The sequence below is a fragment of the Bordetella petrii genome (assembly GCF_000067205.1).
Taxonomy (GTDB): Bacteria; Pseudomonadota; Gammaproteobacteria; order Burkholderiales; family Burkholderiaceae_B; genus Bordetella_A; species Bordetella_A petrii.
This window is the reverse complement of the sequence record NC_010170.1, coordinates 150,095-166,105: the sequence shown is the minus strand read 5'-3', so window position 1 is coordinate 166,105 and position 16,011 is coordinate 150,095. Positions and strand designations below refer to the sequence as shown.

General features: G+C 67.0%; 13 protein-coding genes. 12 read left to right on the top strand and 1 reads right to left on the bottom strand.

Annotated features, from left to right (window positions below; genetic code table 11):
- Positions 1-47: 47 nt before the first annotated feature.
- From BPET_RS00770 to BPET_RS00755, 4 genes are all read left to right on the top strand, one after another.
- Positions 48-791, top strand: coding sequence for a hypothetical protein (locus BPET_RS00770; RefSeq protein WP_012247182.1), 744 nt, complete (start codon positions 48-50; stop codon positions 789-791).
- Between the two features lie 439 nt (positions 792-1,230).
- The gene (locus BPET_RS00765) at positions 1,231-5,967 is read left to right on the top strand and encodes a glutamate synthase-related protein (protein ID WP_012247181.1); all 4,737 of its coding nucleotides are present in this window, start codon (positions 1,231-1,233) and stop codon (positions 5,965-5,967) included.
- Positions 5,968-5,984: 17 nt separating this feature from the next.
- Positions 5,985-7,451 (top strand): glutamate synthase subunit beta, encoded by a 1,467-nt coding sequence (locus BPET_RS00760; RefSeq protein WP_012247180.1) that lies wholly within the window; start codon positions 5,985-5,987, stop codon positions 7,449-7,451.
- A gap of 167 nt (positions 7,452-7,618) precedes the next feature.
- Positions 7,619-8,245: an OmpW/AlkL family protein gene (locus BPET_RS00755; RefSeq protein WP_012247179.1), complete on the top strand. Its 627-nt coding sequence runs from the start codon at positions 7,619-7,621 to the stop codon at positions 8,243-8,245.
- Here BPET_RS00755 and BPET_RS00750 read toward each other — a convergent pair.
- Positions 8,242-9,117 carry a LysR family transcriptional regulator gene (locus tag BPET_RS00750; RefSeq protein ID WP_012247178.1) on the bottom strand — a complete coding sequence of 292 codons (876 nt, stop codon included), beginning with the start codon at positions 9,115-9,117 and terminating at the stop codon, positions 8,242-8,244. The two genes, BPET_RS00755 and BPET_RS00750, sit on opposite strands and share 4 nt — an antisense overlap.
- Before the next feature lie 64 nt (positions 9,118-9,181).
- Between BPET_RS00750 and BPET_RS00745 the strand changes: the two genes are divergently transcribed.
- The 8 genes from BPET_RS00745 to BPET_RS00710 all read left to right on the top strand — a co-directional run bounded on the left by BPET_RS00745 (position 9,182) and on the right by BPET_RS00710 (position 16,008).
- Entirely contained in the window at positions 9,182-10,372 is a 1,191-nt protein-coding gene (locus BPET_RS00745) for a YbfB/YjiJ family MFS transporter (protein ID WP_012247177.1), read from the top strand.
- 225 nt (positions 10,373-10,597) lie between these two features.
- Entirely contained in the window at positions 10,598-11,434 is an 837-nt protein-coding gene (locus BPET_RS00740) for an ABC transporter ATP-binding protein (protein WP_012247176.1), read from the top strand.
- Positions 11,431-12,210, top strand: coding sequence for a lipid asymmetry maintenance ABC transporter permease subunit MlaE (gene mlaE / locus BPET_RS00735; RefSeq protein WP_012247175.1), 780 nt, complete (start codon positions 11,431-11,433; stop codon positions 12,208-12,210). The genes BPET_RS00740 and mlaE overlap by 4 nt, the downstream gene beginning before the upstream one ends.
- Positions 12,211-12,222: 12 nt before the next feature.
- Positions 12,223-12,699, top strand: coding sequence for an outer membrane lipid asymmetry maintenance protein MlaD (mlaD, locus tag BPET_RS00730; protein ID WP_012247174.1), 477 nt, complete (start codon positions 12,223-12,225; stop codon positions 12,697-12,699).
- A 108-nt stretch (positions 12,700-12,807) separates the two neighbouring features.
- On the top strand, positions 12,808-13,638 hold the full coding sequence (locus BPET_RS00725; protein WP_012247173.1) for an MlaA family lipoprotein: 831 nt from the start codon (positions 12,808-12,810) through the stop codon (positions 13,636-13,638).
- A 33-nt stretch (positions 13,639-13,671) separates the two neighbouring features.
- On the top strand, positions 13,672-14,307 hold the full coding sequence (locus tag BPET_RS00720; protein WP_012247172.1) for an MlaC/ttg2D family ABC transporter substrate-binding protein: 636 nt from the start codon (positions 13,672-13,674) through the stop codon (positions 14,305-14,307).
- 85 nt (positions 14,308-14,392) lie between these two features.
- Positions 14,393-15,202, top strand: a complete 810-nt coding sequence (locus tag BPET_RS00715) for an ABC transporter ATP-binding protein (RefSeq protein WP_012247171.1) — start codon at positions 14,393-14,395, stop codon at positions 15,200-15,202.
- Positions 15,199-16,008: an ABC transporter permease gene (locus BPET_RS00710; RefSeq protein ID WP_012247170.1), complete on the top strand. Its 810-nt coding sequence runs from the start codon at positions 15,199-15,201 to the stop codon at positions 16,006-16,008. Before BPET_RS00715 ends, BPET_RS00710 begins: the two co-directional genes overlap by 4 nt.
- Positions 16,009-16,011 lie beyond the last annotated feature (3 nt).

The window sequence follows — 16,011 nt, the reverse complement described above, 5'->3', positions numbered from 1 at the left end:
AGTTGATCGACTCCCGTGTTCTTTCGGCTGCCCACGCCCCCGACCCTATGGCCCGTCTGCCCCGTTTGTACGCCCCCGGGCTGCCCCAGCTGGTGCAGGCCAACTTCGTCCAGCCGCTGGCCGCCCCGTCGCAGCCGGCGCCGCAAGACGTCTTGAACCAGTTGGCAGCCTGGCTGGGCGATTCCGCCCAACGGCATCGCGTCGCGGTGCACGGCTGGGTGCTGGCCAACGACCGCATCCTGCTGCTGGCTACGCCCGCCGACGAAGAAGGCCTGCCGCGCCTGATGCAGACGCTGGGACGCAACCTGGCCGCCCGCCTGCGCGGCGGCCGCGTGTTCGCCGGACGCTACCGCTCGGCCTTGCTCGAACCAGGCGTCTGGGTGCTGCCCGCGCTGGTCTGGCTTGAAACCTACCCGGTGCGCAGCGGCAGCGCCCACGACCCCGATTCCTGGCCCTGGTCATCGGCCGGCAGCCATACCGGCAACACCGCCGCGGCCACGCCACCGTCGCCTTGGCAGTCCGACCACGCCGACTACTGGGCCTGCGGCAACACGCCGTTCGACCGGCAGGCCAATTACCGGCGCCGCCTGCAAGAAGGCCTGTCGCGCGAGCAAAGCCAGCGCATCGACCAGGCCGTTTCCGGCCAATGGGCCTTGGGCGGTCCCGACTTCATCGCCAGTCTGGCCCACACCGCCAGCCGCCGCGTGGCGCCCGGCCAGCGCGGCCGCCCCCGCAAGAAACCCGCCGACACACCGGCCGCCTCCGACGGCAACGGCGGCCCGGGCGCCTGACCCGGGCGGGGCGCGCCCATCACCCGGACGGCTTCCGTCCCGGCTTCCGTCCCGGCTTCGGCGCCGGGCAGCGGCGCAAGCCGGCCCCCGGGGGTGCCTTAGTTTTGTGTCTTAGTTCCGCAACGCACCATAGCCCCACCGCCTGGTGTATGGCCGTCGGGTTCACGCCGCTCGTGCAGGCGCACCACAAATTTATGGGGACAAATCACCGATTTTCATGTGGAGGCGCTAGTGGAATGCACTGACGCCATTTCATCAATAAAGATAACCCTTTGATTTTCAAGCAATTTTATTGCGTCCCCATATTTTTAGGTCGCATTGTTGATATTTTTTATATAGGGACACACCCTATTTATTCTTATTGCACCGCCCGCTGTGCCGCAGTATCGTCGTGCCCTTGCACTGCAACATTCCGACGCAGGTCACTGCGGAGCGCGCCATGTCACCTACTTCAAAAGATACTTCCTGTCGTCCGGCGGAAACGCCCATCGATGCCCGCCGCATCGGCATTCCGGCACGGCAGGGCCTGTACAACCCCGAACACGAACATGACGCCTGTGGCGTCGGCTTCGTCGCCCATATCAAGGGGCGCAAGAGCCACGCCATCATCCAGCAGGGCCTGAAGATCCTGGAAAACCTGGATCACCGCGGCGCCGTGGGCGCCGACAAGCTCATGGGCGATGGCGCGGGCATCCTGATTCAGATTCCCGACGCGCTGTACCGCGACGAAATGGGCCAGCAGGGCGTGGTGCTGCCGCCGCCCGGCGAATACGGCGTGGCCATGGTGTTCCTGCCCAAGGAAACGGCTTCGCGCCTGGCCTGCGAACAGGAACTCGAACGCGCGGTGCGGGCCGAAGGGCAGACCGTGCTGGGCTGGCGCGACGTGCCCGTGGATGTCGACATGCCCATGTCGCCCACGGTGCGCTCGGTCGAGCCGGTGATCCGCCAACTGTTCATCGGCCGCGGCGCCGACGTCATGGTGCCCGACGCGCTCGAACGCAAGCTGTACGTCATTCGCAAGACGGCCAGCCACGCCATCCAGGCCATGCGCCTGGCGCACGGCAAAGAGTATTTCGTGCCCTCGGCCTCGGTGCGCACTGTGGTCTACAAGGGCCTGCTGCTGGCCGACCAGGTGGGCCGCTACTACCGCGACCTGGCCGACCCGCGCACCGTGTCGGCCCTGGCGCTGGTGCACCAGCGCTTCTCGACCAACACTTTCCCGGCCTGGCCGCTGGCGCACCCCTACCGCATGATCGCGCACAATGGCGAGATCAACACCGTCAAGGGCAACTTCAACTGGCTGCGTGCCCGCGAAGGCATGATGCAATCGGCCGTGCTGGGCGACGACCTGAAAAAGCTGTACCCCATCGTCTATGAAGGCCAGTCCGATACCGCCACGTTCGACAACTGCCTCGAACTGCTGGTGAACTCGGGCTATTCGCTGGCCCACGCCATGATGATGATGATCCCGGAAGCCTGGGAACAGCATCCCCACATGGACGAAAGCCGCCGCGCGTTCTACGAGTACCACGCGGCCATGATGGAACCCTGGGACGGCCCCGCGGCCGTGGCGTTCACCGACGGCCGCCAGATCGGCGCCACGCTCGACCGCAACGGTCTGCGCCCGGCGCGCTACCTGATCACCGACGACGACATGGTCATCATGGCGTCCGAGGCCGGCACGCTGTCCATTCCCGAAAACCGCATCATCAAGAAGTGGCGCCTGCAACCGGGCAAGATGTTCCTCATCGACCTGGAGCAGGGGCGCATCATCGACGATGCCGAAATCAAGCTGCAGCTGGCCAACAGCCGCCCGTACCGCCAATGGATCGAGCGCCTGCAGATCAAGCTGGAATCGCTGCCGGCGCCCAAGCCGGCCGCGCCGGCCGCCCAGTCCGCCGTGTCGCTGCTCGACCGCCAGCAGGCCTTCGGCTGGACCCAGGAAGACTACAAGTTCATTCTCGAACCCATGGCCGCCACCGGCGAGGAAGTCATCGGCTCCATGGGCAACGACGCGCCGCTGGCCGTGCTGTCGAACCGCGCCAAGCCGTTCTACAACTATTTCCGCCAGCTGTTCGCGCAGGTCACCAACCCGCCCATCGATCCCATCCGCGAACAGATGGTGATGTCGCTGGTGTCGTTCATCGGCCCCAAGCCCAACCTGCTGGACATCAACAACGTCAACCCGCCGCTGCGCCTGGAAGTCTCGCAGCCGGTGCTCGACTTCGCCGCCATGGCGCAGATCCGCGACATCGAGCAGGCCACGGGCAAGAAGTTCCGCAGCTATGAGCTCGACATCACCTATCCGGTGGCCTGGGGCTCCGAAGGCATCGAAGCGCGCGTGGCCGCGCTGTGCGCGCGCGCCGTCGATGCGGTGCAAAGCGGGTACAACATCCTGATCGTGTCCGACCGCCTGGTCGACAGCGAACGCGTCGCCATTCCGGCCCTGCTGGCCACCTCGGCGGTGCACCAGCACCTGATCCGCGCCGGCTTGCGCACCGCCACCGGCCTGGTGGTGGAAACCGGCTCGGCCCGCGAAGTGCACCATTTCGCGCTACTGGGCGGCTACGGGGCCGAGGCCATCCACCCGTACCTGGCGCTGGAATCGCTGAGCCGCATGCCCAACCCCGAAAAAGCCGTCAAGAACTTCATCAAAGCGATCGGCAAGGGGCTGAACAAGGTCATGTCCAAGATGGGCATCTCGACCTACATGTCGTACACCGGCGCGCAGATCTTCGAAGCCGTGGGCCTGCAGCGCGCCCTGGTCGACAAGTACTTCACCGGCACGGCCTCGAACGTCGAGGGCATTGGCATCTTCCAGGTGGCCGAAGAAGCGCTGCGCCAGCATCGCGCCGCCTTCAGCACCGACCCGGTACTGGCCAACGATCTCGACGCGGGCGGCGAATACGCGTTCCGCGTGCGCGGCGAAGAGCACATGTGGACGCCCGACTCCATCGCCAAGCTGCAGCACGCCTCGCGCGCCAACAACTACCGCACGTACAAAGAGTACGCCCAGATCATCAACGACCAGAGCCGCCGCCACATGACGCTGCGCGGCCTGTTCGAATTCCGCTTCGATCCGGCGCGCGCCATTCCGCTCGACGAAGTCGAGCCGGCCAAGGAAATCGTCAAGCGCTTTGCCACCGGCGCCATGTCGCTGGGCTCCATTTCCACCGAAGCCCACACGGTGCTGGCCGTGGCCATGAACCGCATCGGCGGCAAGTCGAACACGGGCGAGGGCGGCGAAGACGAACTGCGCTACCGCGCCGAAATGCGCGACGGCAAGAGCAACATCAAAGACGGCGACACCCTGGCGTCGCTGCTGGGCGGCGAACGCATCGAAGCCGACGTGGCCCTGAAGGCCGGCGACTCGTTGCGCTCGCGCATCAAGCAGGTTGCCTCGGGCCGCTTCGGCGTCACCGCCGAATACCTGGCCAGCGCCGACCAGATCCAGATCAAGATGGCGCAGGGCGCCAAGCCCGGCGAAGGCGGCCAGTTGCCCGGCCACAAGGTGTCCGAGTACATCGCCAAGCTGCGCTATTCGGTGCCGGGCGTGGGCCTGATCTCGCCCCCGCCGCACCATGACATCTATTCCATCGAAGACCTGGCCCAGCTCATCCACGACCTGAAGAACGTCAACAGCAAGGCCTCGATCTCGGTCAAGCTGGTGTCCGAAGTGGGCGTGGGCACCGTGGCGGCCGGCGTGGCCAAGGCCAAGGCCGACCACGTGGTGATCGCCGGCCATGACGGCGGCACTGGCGCGTCTCCCGTGTCGTCGATCAAACATGTGGGCACGCCCTGGGAACTCGGCCTGGCCGAAACCCAGCAGACGCTGGTGCTGAACCGCCTGCGCAGCCGCATCCGCGTGCAGGCCGACGGCCAGATGAAAACCGGCCGCGACGTCGTCATCGGCGCGCTGCTGGGCGCCGATGAGTTCGGCTTCGCCACCGCGCCGCTGGTGGTCGAAGGCTGCATCATGATGCGCAAGTGCCACCTGAACACCTGCCCGGTGGGCGTGGCCACGCAAGACCCGGTGCTGCGCCGCAAGTTCCAGGGCAAGCCCGAGCATGTGGTGAACTTCTTCTTCTTCATTGCCGAAGAAGTGCGCGAAATCATGGCCCAGCTGGGCATTCGCAAGTTCGACGACCTGATCGGCCGCGCCGACCTGCTCGACATGCGCGCCAGCATCGACCACTGGAAGGCGCAAGGCCTGGACTTCAGCCGCGTGTTCTACCAGCCTCAAGTCGACACCGAAAAGCGCCAGACCGAATCGCAAGACCACGGCCTGGCCGGCGCGCTGGACCACCTGCTCATCGAGCGCAGCAAGCCCGCGCTCGAGCGCGGCGAAAAAGTGTCGTTCATTACCCCGGTGCGCAACCGCAACCGCACCGTGGGCGCCATGCTGTCGGGCGCGCTGGCGGCACGCTACGGCCACGAAGGGCTGCCCGACGACACCATCCACATCCAGTGCAACGGCACCGCCGGGCAGAGCTTCGGCGCCTTCCTGGCGCATGGCATCACGCTCGATCTGGTGGGCGAAGGCAACGACTACGTCGGCAAGGGCCTGTCGGGCGGTCGCATCATCGTGCGCTCGCCCAACGACTTCCGCGGCTTCGGCCCCGACCACATCATCGTCGGCAATACCGTGCTGTACGGCGCGCTGGCCGGCGAGGCCTTCTTCAACGGGGTGGCCGGCGAACGCTTCGCCGTGCGCAACTCGGGCGCGGCCGCGGTGGTGGAAGGCACCGGCGACCACGGCTGCGAATACATGACCGGCGGCACGGTAGTGGTGCTGGGCTCCACGGGCCGCAACTTCGCGGCCGGCATGTCGGGCGGCGTGGCCTACGTCTGGGACCCGGACCGCAGCTTCAAGGATCGCTGCAACCTGTCCATGGTCGAACTCGAAGCGGTCGTCCCGCATGCCGAGCAACAGGCGCAAGACAACCGCGAAGATTGGCACAGCGCGCAGCGCGGCGGCGAGCGTGAAACCGACGAGGCCATCCTGCGCCGCCTCATCGAAGACCACTTCCGCTACACCGGCAGCTTCCGCGCCCGCGAAATCCTGGGCGACTGGGAAGCGTCGCGCGGCAAGTTCATCAAGGTGATGCCAACCGATTACCGCCGCGCATTGGGCGAAATGTGGCGCGCAGCCAACCCCGAACAACTGGCTGCCTGAGCCCCTGAGGATCAACCATGGGAAAAATCACTGGCTTTATGGAATTTCAGCGGCTGCAGGAAGCCGCCGAAGCCCCGCAGAAGCGCCTGAAGAACTGGCGCGAATTCGTCCTGCACCTGAACGACGAGCAGTCCAAGCAACAGGCGGCGCGCTGCATGGACTGCGGCATCCCGTTCTGCAATAACGGCTGCCCGGTCAACAACATCATTCCCGACTGGAACGACCTGGTGTACCGGCAAGAGTGGCGCCGCGCGCTCGACGTGCTGCATTCCACCAACAACTTCCCCGAGTTCACCGGGCGCATCTGCCCGGCGCCGTGCGAAGCCGCCTGTACGCTCAATATCAACAGCGACGCCGTCGGCATCAAGTCCATCGAGCACGCCATCATCGACAAGGGCTGGGCCGAAGGCTGGGTGGTGCCGCAGGTGCCGGCGCGCAAAACGGGCAAGAAAGTCGCCGTGGTGGGCTCTGGCCCGGCCGGCCTGGCCTGCGCCCAGCAACTGGCGCGCGCTGGCCATTCGGTCACGGTATTCGACAAAAGCGATCGCATCGGCGGCCTGCTGCGCTACGGCATTCCCGACTTCAAGCTGGAAAAAGCCCAGATCGACCGCCGCATTGCCCAGATGGAAGCCGAAGGCGTGGAGTTCGCGCCGTCCACCTATGTGGGCAATCCGGCCGACCCGATCGCCGACGGCCTGACCGTGCGCACGCCCGATTCGCTGCTGGCCGAATTCGATGCCGTGGTCATGAGCGGCGGTTCGGAAACCCCGCGCGACCTGCCGGTGCCGGGCCGCGAGCTCGACGGCGTGTATTTCGCCATGGATTTCCTGCGCCAGCAGAACAAGGCCGTGGCGGGCGACCGCCTTACTGGCCAGACCCTGGCCAAGGGCAAGCATGTGGTGGTAATTGGCGGCGGCGACACCGGCTCTGACTGCGTGGGCACCAGCAACCGCCAGGGCGCGGCCTCGGTCACCCAGTTCGAACTGATGCCCCAGCCCCCCGAGTCCGAGAACAAGCCGCTGGTGTGGCCGTACTGGCCCCTGAAGCTGCGCACCTCGTCGTCGCACGAAGAAGGCTGCGAACGCGACTGGTCGGTAACCACCAAGCTGTTCAAGGGCAGCAACGGCAAGGTCGAGAAGCTGGTGGGCGCGCGGGTCGAGTGGTTCAAGGACGAAGCCACCGGCCAGATGAAAATGCGCGAGGTCGAAGGCTCCGAATTCGAGATTCAGGCCGACCTGGTGTTGCTGGCCATGGGCTTCGTGTCGCCCGTGCAGAACGTGCTGGACGCGTTCGGCGTAGACCGCGACGCGCGCGGCAACGTCCGCGCCAACACCGACGACTACCGCACCAGCGTCGACAAGGTCTTCGCGGCCGGTGACATGCGCCGCGGCCAGTCGCTGGTGGTATGGGCCATCCGCGAAGGGCGACAGTGCGCCCGGGCGGTCGACGAATACCTGATGGGCGCCACCGAGCTGCCGCGCTGAAGGGGGGTGAAGTCTGGTTTCCGGCGCGCTGGCGTGCGTCGGGAATCAGACAGCTTTATTGCGACCCCAATTAATAACCCTACTGCTGACATGGATCAAGCCGTCTTTCGTGGCGGCCTGCGAATCTCTCTATTGCCGAGAAATATCGGCTTCTTACGGAGAGCTTCATGTCATTACGCACCCTTCTGGCCGCCGCCCTGTGCACGGCCGGCCTGACCGCCCCCCTCGCGCACGCTCACGAAGCAGGCGACTGGCTGTTCAGGCTGGGCGTGACGCAAGTCAGCCCCAAATCCAACAATGGCAGCGTGTTGAACGGCGCCGTCGACCTGGATGTCAGCAGCAATGTGCGCCCCAGTTTCACCGTTGCCTACATGGCCACGCGGCATATCGGCATCGAACTGCTGGGCGCCTGGCCGTTCCAGCACGACATCCGCGGCAGCGGCGGCCTGGGCAAGATCGGCACCACCAAGCACCTGCCGCCCACGCTCAGCCTGCAATGGCATTTCCTGCCCGACAGCACGGTGCAGCCCTATGTCGGCGTGGGCCTGAACTACACCCACTTCTTCGACACCCAGACTCGCGGCGCGCTATCCGGCTCGGACCTGAAATTGGGCGATTCGTGGGGCCTGGCCGGCCAGGTCGGCGTGGACGTCAAGCTCGATGACCGCTGGTTCCTGAATGCCGACCTGCGCTATATCGACATCTCGTCGAAGGTCAAGCTGGACGGCCAGCGTATCGGCACGGCGCGCATCGACCCCTGGGTGGCCACGGTTGCCGTAGGGTACCGCTTCTAGGCGGCCGCAGCGCCGGGCAGCCCGGCGCGCAGCGCGTCGAGCGCCGGCGACTGGTGCCCGCGCCGCCACACCAGCATGGTGGGCGCCTGCGCAAACGGCTGCGGCAGGGCGCACACCCGCAGCGAGGCCTCGGCCTGCAGAACGCCCAGCACCGAGCGGGGCACAATGGCCACGCCCGTGCCGGCAGCCACGCAGGCCACGATGGCATGGTACGAAGCGAATTCCATGATGCTGCCGGGCGCCACGTTTTCCTGGGCCAGCCAGGTTTCCAGGATGCGGCGGTACGAACAGCCAGTGCTGAAGGCAATGAGCGTGGCGCCGCGCAGGTCTTGCGCCCGCTCGACGGGCGGGCGGGCCAGTGGGGAAATCAGCGCCAGCTCTTCAGTGAAAGCCGGTGCGGCGTCCAGGCCGTCTTCGGCATAGGGGCGGGCCACGAACGCGGCTTCGATATCGCCGCGATGCACCTGGTTCACCAGCGCGCCGCTGGTGCCCGATACCAGCTCGATGCGCACCTGGGGCCAAGTCTGATGATAGGCCGCCAGAATGGGCGGCAACCGCGCCGCCGCCGTGCTTTCCATGGTGCCCACCCGCAGCAGGCCGCCAGGCGTGCCCGCGCGCAAGGCGGCCTGGGCTTCGTCGGACAGTTGCAGCAGACGGTCGGCGTAGTCGAGCAGCAGCCGGCCCTGCGCCGACAGCACCAGGCGGCGGTTCTGGCGCTGAAACAGCGTGGCGCCCAGGGCGGCTTCCAACTGGCGCAACCGGGTCGACACATTGGATTGCACACGGTTCAGGTGCGCGGCCGCGCGCGCCACCCCGCCGCGCTCGGCCACGGCTTTGAATATCTGCAGTGCGTCGAGATCGAGATTTCTCATTTCAAGAACTTATGTTCTTAATTATTCACTTTTCATGATAATCATACTCGCCTAGACTGGCAGCATGCCAGCCGCCTCGATCCCCCGCTCGTCTTTTCCCCTGCTTCTGGCCTGGCCCGGCCTGCTTGCCCTGGCGGTGGCCATGGGCATAGGCCGGTTCGCGTTCACCCCGCTATGGCCCCTCATGGCCCAGGACGCCGGCCTGAGCCTGGCGCAAGGCGGCTGGCTGGCTTCGGCCAACTATGCGGGCTACCTGCTGGGCGCGCTGGCCGCCGTGGCGTTCCCCATTCGCCGCCTGCGCGCCGGGCTGCTGGGCAGCCTGGCCGCCGCCGGCTTGCTGACGCTGGCCATGGGCCAGCTCGACGGCATGGCGGCCTGGCTGGCGCTGCGCCTGGCGGCCGGCTATGCCAGCGCCTATACGTTTATCTGCGTTGCTGCCTGGCGGCCCGTGCCGGCCGGCGATCCGCGCGAAGGGCCGGTCATGAACTGGACCTACGCCGGCGTGGGCATCGGCATCGCGGCCAGCGGCCTGGCCTGCCTGGTCTTGATGCAGCAGGGCGCGAGCGCCGATGCCAGCTGGCGGGCGCTCGGCGTGCTGGCATTGGCTGCCAGCGCCATGGTCGCGGCCGCCCTGGTCCGCGCACCCGCTCCTGCCCCCGCGGCGCGCGCCACGCCAGCCAAGCACGCGGCCCATGGCATCTCGCAGGCCAGCCCCGGCGGCGAGCGCGGCGCGCGCTGGCTGGTGCTGCACTATGGCCTGTTCGGCATGGGCTATATCGTGCCGGCCACGTTCCTGCCCGCCATGGCCAAGGCCCAGGTGTCGGACCCGGCCGTATTCGGCTGGGTGTGGCCGTGCTTCGGCGCAGCCGCCGCGGTCTCTTGCCTGCTCGCGCCGCGCCTGGCGCGCGGCCGCAACGAAAGGCACATCTGGCGCGCCGCCCAGTTGCTCATGGCCGCGGGCATGGCGGCACCGGCCCTGCTGGATTCGCTGGGCGCCACAGCCCTGGCGGCGCTGCTGGTAGGAGGCACGTTCGTGGTCATCACCCAGGCCGGCATGCAGGCCGCGCGCCGCAGCGCGGGCGGCAATGCCGCCCGTGCCGCGGCCGCCATGACAGCCGCCTTCGCCCTGGGCCAGATCCTGGGCCCGTTGGCAGCGGCGTGGGCGGCTCGCCACGGCATCGGGCTGCCGGCAGTGCTGGCGGCCAGCGCCGCGCTGCTGGCCGCCGGAGCGCTGGCGCTGCCGCAACGCGCTTAGCCACGGCGGCAAGCGTCCGGTCGGGCAGGCGGCGGGCGGCACTGCGAGGACAGGCCGGCCAGCGCCGCCCGCGATCTCTGCAAATGGCCGCAAGTGCTCAAAAATGGCAACATAAGGGTGCAATAAGGTCACCATCAGGCACATCAGCGGCAGCGCGAGGGCACGTTACAATGATCGCCGCTGCCGGGCTCACCTTTGCCAGCTCCGGCCCACTTGCCATTGCCTATGCCCGATCACATTCCCGATAGCCCGGATCTCGCCCTGTCGCTCGACGGGGTGGCGCTCGGCTATGGCGACTTCACGGTATTGCAAGACATCAACATGGCCGTCCAGGCAGGCCAGGTGGTGGCCGTCATGGGCGGCTCGGGTTCCGGCAAGACCACGCTGCTGCGCGCGGCCACCGGCCAGTTGCCGGCGCTGCGCGGCCAGGTGCGGGTATTCGGCACCGACATCGGCCAGGCCAACGGCGACACGGTGCAAGCGCTGCGCAAGCGCATGGGCGTGTTGTTCCAGCAGGGCGCGCTGTTCACCGACCTGAACGTCTTCGAAAACGTGGCCTTCCCCCTGCGCGAGCACACCCGCCTGCCCGAACCTGAAGTCACGGCGCGGGTGCTCGACAAGCTCGACGCAGTCGGCCTGCGCGCCGCCGCGCACCTGCGGGTGGCCGAGATTTCCGGCGGCATGTCGCGGCGCGTCGCGCTGGCGCGCGCCGTGGTGCTCGAACCCGAGCTCATTCTTTACGACGAACCCTTCGCCGGCCTGGACCCGATTTCCATGGGCATCACCGCGCGCCTGATCCGCGACCTGGCCGACCGCCTGCACTGTGCCTCGGTGCTGATCACGCACGACGTACAAGAATCGTTCGCCATCGCCGACCAGGTTTATCTGGTGGGGCAGGGCCGGCTGGTAGCCGCCGGCACGCCGCAAACCCTGTCCGACTCGCAAGACCCGTACGTCAGGCAGTTCCTGCGCGGCGAGCCCGACGGCCCGGTGGCCTTCCAGTATCCCGACACGCCGGCCTTCCAGGCCTGGCTGGCGCAACAAGAGGGGCGCAAACCATGAGCGGGCCGGTGCAAGCGCTGGGCGGTTGGGTGCGCGCCCAGGTCAGTGGCGTGGGGTTCTTTACCCGTTTCCTGGGCGCCTTGCTGGCGCGCAGCGGCATCGCCGTATCGCGCCCGCGCCTGGTGTCGCAGCAGGTTCATTTCATCGGCAACTATTCGCTGCTGATCATTATCGTCTCCGGCATGTTCGTCGGCTTCGTGCTCGGGTTGCAGGGCTACTACACCCTGAACCGCTATGGCTCCGAAGAAGCGCTGGGCCTGCTGGTGGCGCTGTCGCTGGTGCGCGAACTGGGCCCGGTCGTCACGGCGCTGCTGTTCGCCGGGCGCGCCGGCACCTCGCTTACCGCTGAAATCGGCCTCATGAAGGCCGGCGAGCAGCTCGCCGCGATGGAAGTCATGGCGGTCGACCCGATGCGTCGGGTGCTGGTGCCGCGCTTGTGGGGCGGCATCATCGCCATGCCGGTGCTGGCCGCCGTGTTTTCCATGGTGGGCATCCTGGGCGGCTGGGTGGTGGGCGTGCTGCTCATCGGCGTCGACGCCGGCGCGTTCTGGTCGCAGATGCAAAGCGGCGTCGACGTCTGGGACGACGTGGCCAACGGCGTACTGAAAAGCCTGGTGTTCGGCGTTACCGTCACTCTGGTTGCCCTGTACGAAGGCTGGCAGGCGCGGCCCACGCCCGAAGGCGTGGCGCGCGCCACGACGCGTACCGTGGTGGTGGGCTCGCTGGCGGTGCTGGGCCTCGACTTCCTCCTTACCGCCCTGATGTTTGGCAACTGATACGGATTCATCATGTCACGCGAAAAAACCGATTTCTGGGTGGGGCTCTTCGTGCTGCTGGGCGCCGCCGCGCTGGTGTTCCTGGCCCTGCGGGCAGGCAATCTCAGCAGCTTTTCATTCACCCCCACCTATACCCTGACCGCCAACTTCGACAACATCGGCGGCCTGAAAGTCCGCGCCCCGGTCAAGAGCGCCGGCGTGGTGGTGGGCCGGGTCGGCAAGATCAGCTTCGACGACAAGGTCTTCCAGGCCGTGGTCACGCTCGACCTCGAAGAGGGCTACCAGTTTCCCAAAGATTCCTCCGCGTCCATCCTCACGTCGGGTCTGCTGGGCGAACAATACGTCGGGCTGTCGGCAGGCAGCGAAGAAGAGAACTTCGCCGACGGCGGCAAGATCCGCTACACCCAGAGCGCCGTCGTGCTCGAACAGTTGATCAGCAAGTTCCTGTACGGCAGCGCCGAAAAACAGGGCTCGACACCGGGGAATTAACCCCTTTTCCCGACACGCCGTACATAATTGCCCGTTTTGAGCCGCGCACGCCCGTCACGCCGGCACACTGAAAACCGACCCGAACTTGCCCCCGGGGGCCGTCCGACCATGAATATGCCTACTTACGCCCGTCTTGCCTCCGTCCTGGCAGCCTGCGCCCTCACGGCGGGCTGCGCCACGCCTGGCAACCCCGACCCGCGCGATCCCTGGGAAGGCTTCAACCGCGGCGTGTACAAGTTCAACGACACGGTCGACCGCGCCCTGCTCAAGCCGGTGGCGCAGGCCTATACCTACGTCACCCCGCAGCCGGTACGCAGCTGCATCCACAACATGTTCAGCAACGTGGGCGACCTGTGGGGCGCCACCAACAGCTTCCTGCAGGGCCGCGGCCACGACTTCGTCAATACCCTGGGCCGCTTCCTGTTCAACACCACCATGGGCATCGGCGGCTGTTTCGACGTCGCGTCGGCCAATGGCGCCCGCAAGATCCCCAACGATTTCGGCACCACGCTTGGCGTGTGGGGCTTTGGCCAGGGCCCGTACCTGGTGCTGCCCATCCTGGGCGCCAGCACGGTGCGCGACGGCGTGGGCCTGATCGGCGACTGGCAGGGCGGCATGATCACCTATTCCAACCCGGGCGCCATCGAAAACACGCGCTGGCGCAATTCGCTGTGGGGCCTCGACATCGTCGACACGCGCGCCAGCCTGCTCGACACCACCGACATGGTCGACCGGGTCGCGCTCGATCCGTACAGCTTCGTGCGCGACGCCTACCTGCAGCGCCGGGCCGCCATGGTGCGGGGCACCGCCACCGGCGAGGGCAACCTGCCCGACTACAGCGACGACGGCGGCGACCTGCCCGATTACAGCGACGATGGCGACGACAAGGCGGCTCCGGCCTCCGCCCCGGCCCAGCCGCCGGCCGCGCCCAAACCGTAACGGCGCGGGCGCCCCTAACAGCGAGGAGTTCTCATGCGGTTTCCTGTCTATTCCCTGTTGCAGCGTCTGTTCTTCGCCGGCGTGCTCGGCCTGCTGACGGCCACCGCCGCCGCCCAGGCCAAACCCGACCCCCACGGCGCGCCCGACCAGTTCGTGCTGGACGCGGCCAACGAAGCCCTGGCCGCGCTCAAGGCCGACGGCCAGCTGCGCTCGGGCGACCTGGCCCGCGTGAACCAGGCGGTCGACACCTACATCCTGCCCTACGTCAATTTCCGCAAGACCACCCAGCTGGCGGCCGGCCGCTACTGGCGCCAGGCCACTGCCGAGCAGAAAACAGCGCTGGCCGACGCCTTCCGGGGCACCCTGATCCGCACCTACAGCGGCGCGCTCACGGGCGTCACGCAGGCCACCACCATCAAGCTGCTGCCGTTTCGCGGCGACCCCAACGCCGATGATGTGGTGGTGCGCAGCCTGATCACCCAGGCCAACGGCCAGCCGGTGGGCGTGGACTACCGCCTGGAAAAAGACCCCCAGCAGGGCTGGCGCATCTACGACATGAACGTCGAAGGCATCTGGCTGATCCAGAACTACCGTAACCAGTTCGCCCAGGAAATCAACCAGTCCGGCATCGACGGCCTGATCAAGGCCCTGAACCAGCGCAACCAGTAACCCCCGCGCGCTGGCCCGCGGCCCGGCCGCGGGCTGCCATTTATAATGGGCGATTCGCTCTTTCCAGGGCTTTCTCGCCGCTGTCATGTCCGCCGTCAGTCTCGATCACGTCTCCAAGATCTACCCGCCGCGCTCGCCTGGCTGGAAACGGCTGCTTGGGCACACCGCTGGCCCGGGCTTCCAGGCCCTGAACGACGTCAGCCTGACCATCGAGCCGGGTGAATTCTTCGGCCTGCTGGGCCCCAACGGCGCCGGCAAGACCACCCTGATTTCCATCCTGGCCGGCCTGGCCCGCGCCACCAGCGGCCGCGCCAGCGTGTGCGGCTACGATGTCGCCACCGACTACAAATCGGCCCGCCGCGCGCTGGGCGTGGTGCCGCAAGAACTCGTCTACGATCCGTTCTTCACTGTGCGCGAAACCCTGCGCATCCAGTCCGGCTATTTCGGCCTGCGCAAGAACGACGACTGGATCGACGAAATCCTGTTCAACCTGGGGCTGGCCGACAAGGCCAACGCCAACATGCGCGCCCTGTCGGGCGGCATGAAGCGGCGCGTGCTGGTGGCCCAGGCGCTGGTGCACCGGCCGCCCGTCATCGTGCTGGACGAACCCACCGCGGGCGTCGACGTCGACCTGCGCCGCACCCTGTGGGAATTCATCTCGCGCCTGAACAAAGCCGGCCACACCATCATGCTGACCACGCACTACCTGGAAGAAGCGGAAGCCCTGTGCGGCCGCATCGCCATGCTCAAGGCCGGCCGCATCGTGGCGCTGGACACCACCCAGGCGCTGCTGGCCCGCGTGGGCGGCGTCGACCTCGAAGACGCCTTCGTGCGCATCATGCACCGCGACGACGCCCCCGTGGCCGACCTCGAACCCGAAGAGATCGCCTCGTGACTCCGCCTCTTACTCCCGCCGCCCCGCTGGTGCAGCCCCGCCTGGATGCCGGCTCGGGCTTTCCCACCCTGCTGCGCAAGGAACTGCTGCGCTTCTGGAAAGTCGCCTTCCAGACCATCGCCGCGCCAGTGGTCACGGCGCTGCTGTACCTGCTGGTGTTCGCCCACGTGCTGGAGGGGCGCGTCATGGTGTATGGCACCGTGCCGTACACCTCGTTCCTGATCCCCGGGCTGATGATGATGAGCATGCTGCAGAATGCCTTCGCCAACCCGTCGTCGTCGCTGATCCAGAGCCGCATCACGGGCAACCTGGTGTTCGTGCTGCTGCCGCCGCTGTCGCACCGCGAGATTTTCTCGGCCTACCTGCTGGCCGCCATGGCGCGCGGCCTGGCGGTGGGGGCCTGTGTGTGGCTGGTGGCCGTGTGCTTCACGCCGCTGCCGCCGGCCCACCCGCTCTGGATCGTGATCTTCGCCGTTCTCGCCAGCGGCATCATGGGCACGCTGGGCCTGGTCGCCGGCCTGTGGTCCGAAAAATTCGACCAACTGGCGGTATTCCAGAACTTCCTGATCATGCCGGCCACGTTCTTGTCGGGCGTGTTCTATTCCATTCACACGCTGCCGCCCTTCTGGCAGGCGGTGTCGCACTGGAACCCCATCTTCTACACTATCGACGGCTTCCGCTACGGGTTTTTCTCGGTATCGGATGTCTCGCCGTGGCACAGCCTGGCCGTGGTATCGGGGGTATTCGCCGTGCTGGCGATCTTCGCGATGCGGCTGCTGGCCAGCGGCTACAAACTCAGGAACTGACGT

What these genes read in the sequence shown, in the direction of transcription:
- BPET_RS00770 (WP_012247182.1), top strand. Translation starts at nt 48, where the DNA reads ATGGCCCGTCTGCCCCGTTTGTACGCCCCCGGGCTGCCCCAGCTGGTG.
- BPET_RS00765 (WP_012247181.1), top strand. Translation starts at nt 1,231, where the DNA reads ATGTCACCTACTTCAAAAGATACTTCCTGTCGTCCGGCGGAAACGCCC.
- BPET_RS00760 (WP_012247180.1), top strand. Translation starts at nt 5,985, where the DNA reads ATGGGAAAAATCACTGGCTTTATGGAATTTCAGCGGCTGCAGGAAGCC.
- BPET_RS00755 (WP_012247179.1), top strand. Translation starts at nt 7,619, where the DNA reads ATGTCATTACGCACCCTTCTGGCCGCCGCCCTGTGCACGGCCGGCCTG.
- BPET_RS00750 (WP_012247178.1), bottom strand. Translation starts at nt 9,117, where the DNA reads ATGAGAAATCTCGATCTCGACGCACTGCAGATATTCAAAGCCGTGGCC.
- BPET_RS00745 (WP_012247177.1), top strand. Translation starts at nt 9,182, where the DNA reads ATGCCAGCCGCCTCGATCCCCCGCTCGTCTTTTCCCCTGCTTCTGGCC.
- BPET_RS00740 (WP_012247176.1), top strand. Translation starts at nt 10,598, where the DNA reads ATGCCCGATCACATTCCCGATAGCCCGGATCTCGCCCTGTCGCTCGAC.
- mlaE (WP_012247175.1), top strand. Translation starts at nt 11,431, where the DNA reads ATGAGCGGGCCGGTGCAAGCGCTGGGCGGTTGGGTGCGCGCCCAGGTC.
- mlaD (WP_012247174.1), top strand. Translation starts at nt 12,223, where the DNA reads ATGTCACGCGAAAAAACCGATTTCTGGGTGGGGCTCTTCGTGCTGCTG.
- BPET_RS00725 (WP_012247173.1), top strand. Translation starts at nt 12,808, where the DNA reads ATGAATATGCCTACTTACGCCCGTCTTGCCTCCGTCCTGGCAGCCTGC.
- BPET_RS00720 (WP_012247172.1), top strand. Translation starts at nt 13,672, where the DNA reads ATGCGGTTTCCTGTCTATTCCCTGTTGCAGCGTCTGTTCTTCGCCGGC.
- BPET_RS00715 (WP_012247171.1), top strand. Translation starts at nt 14,393, where the DNA reads ATGTCCGCCGTCAGTCTCGATCACGTCTCCAAGATCTACCCGCCGCGC.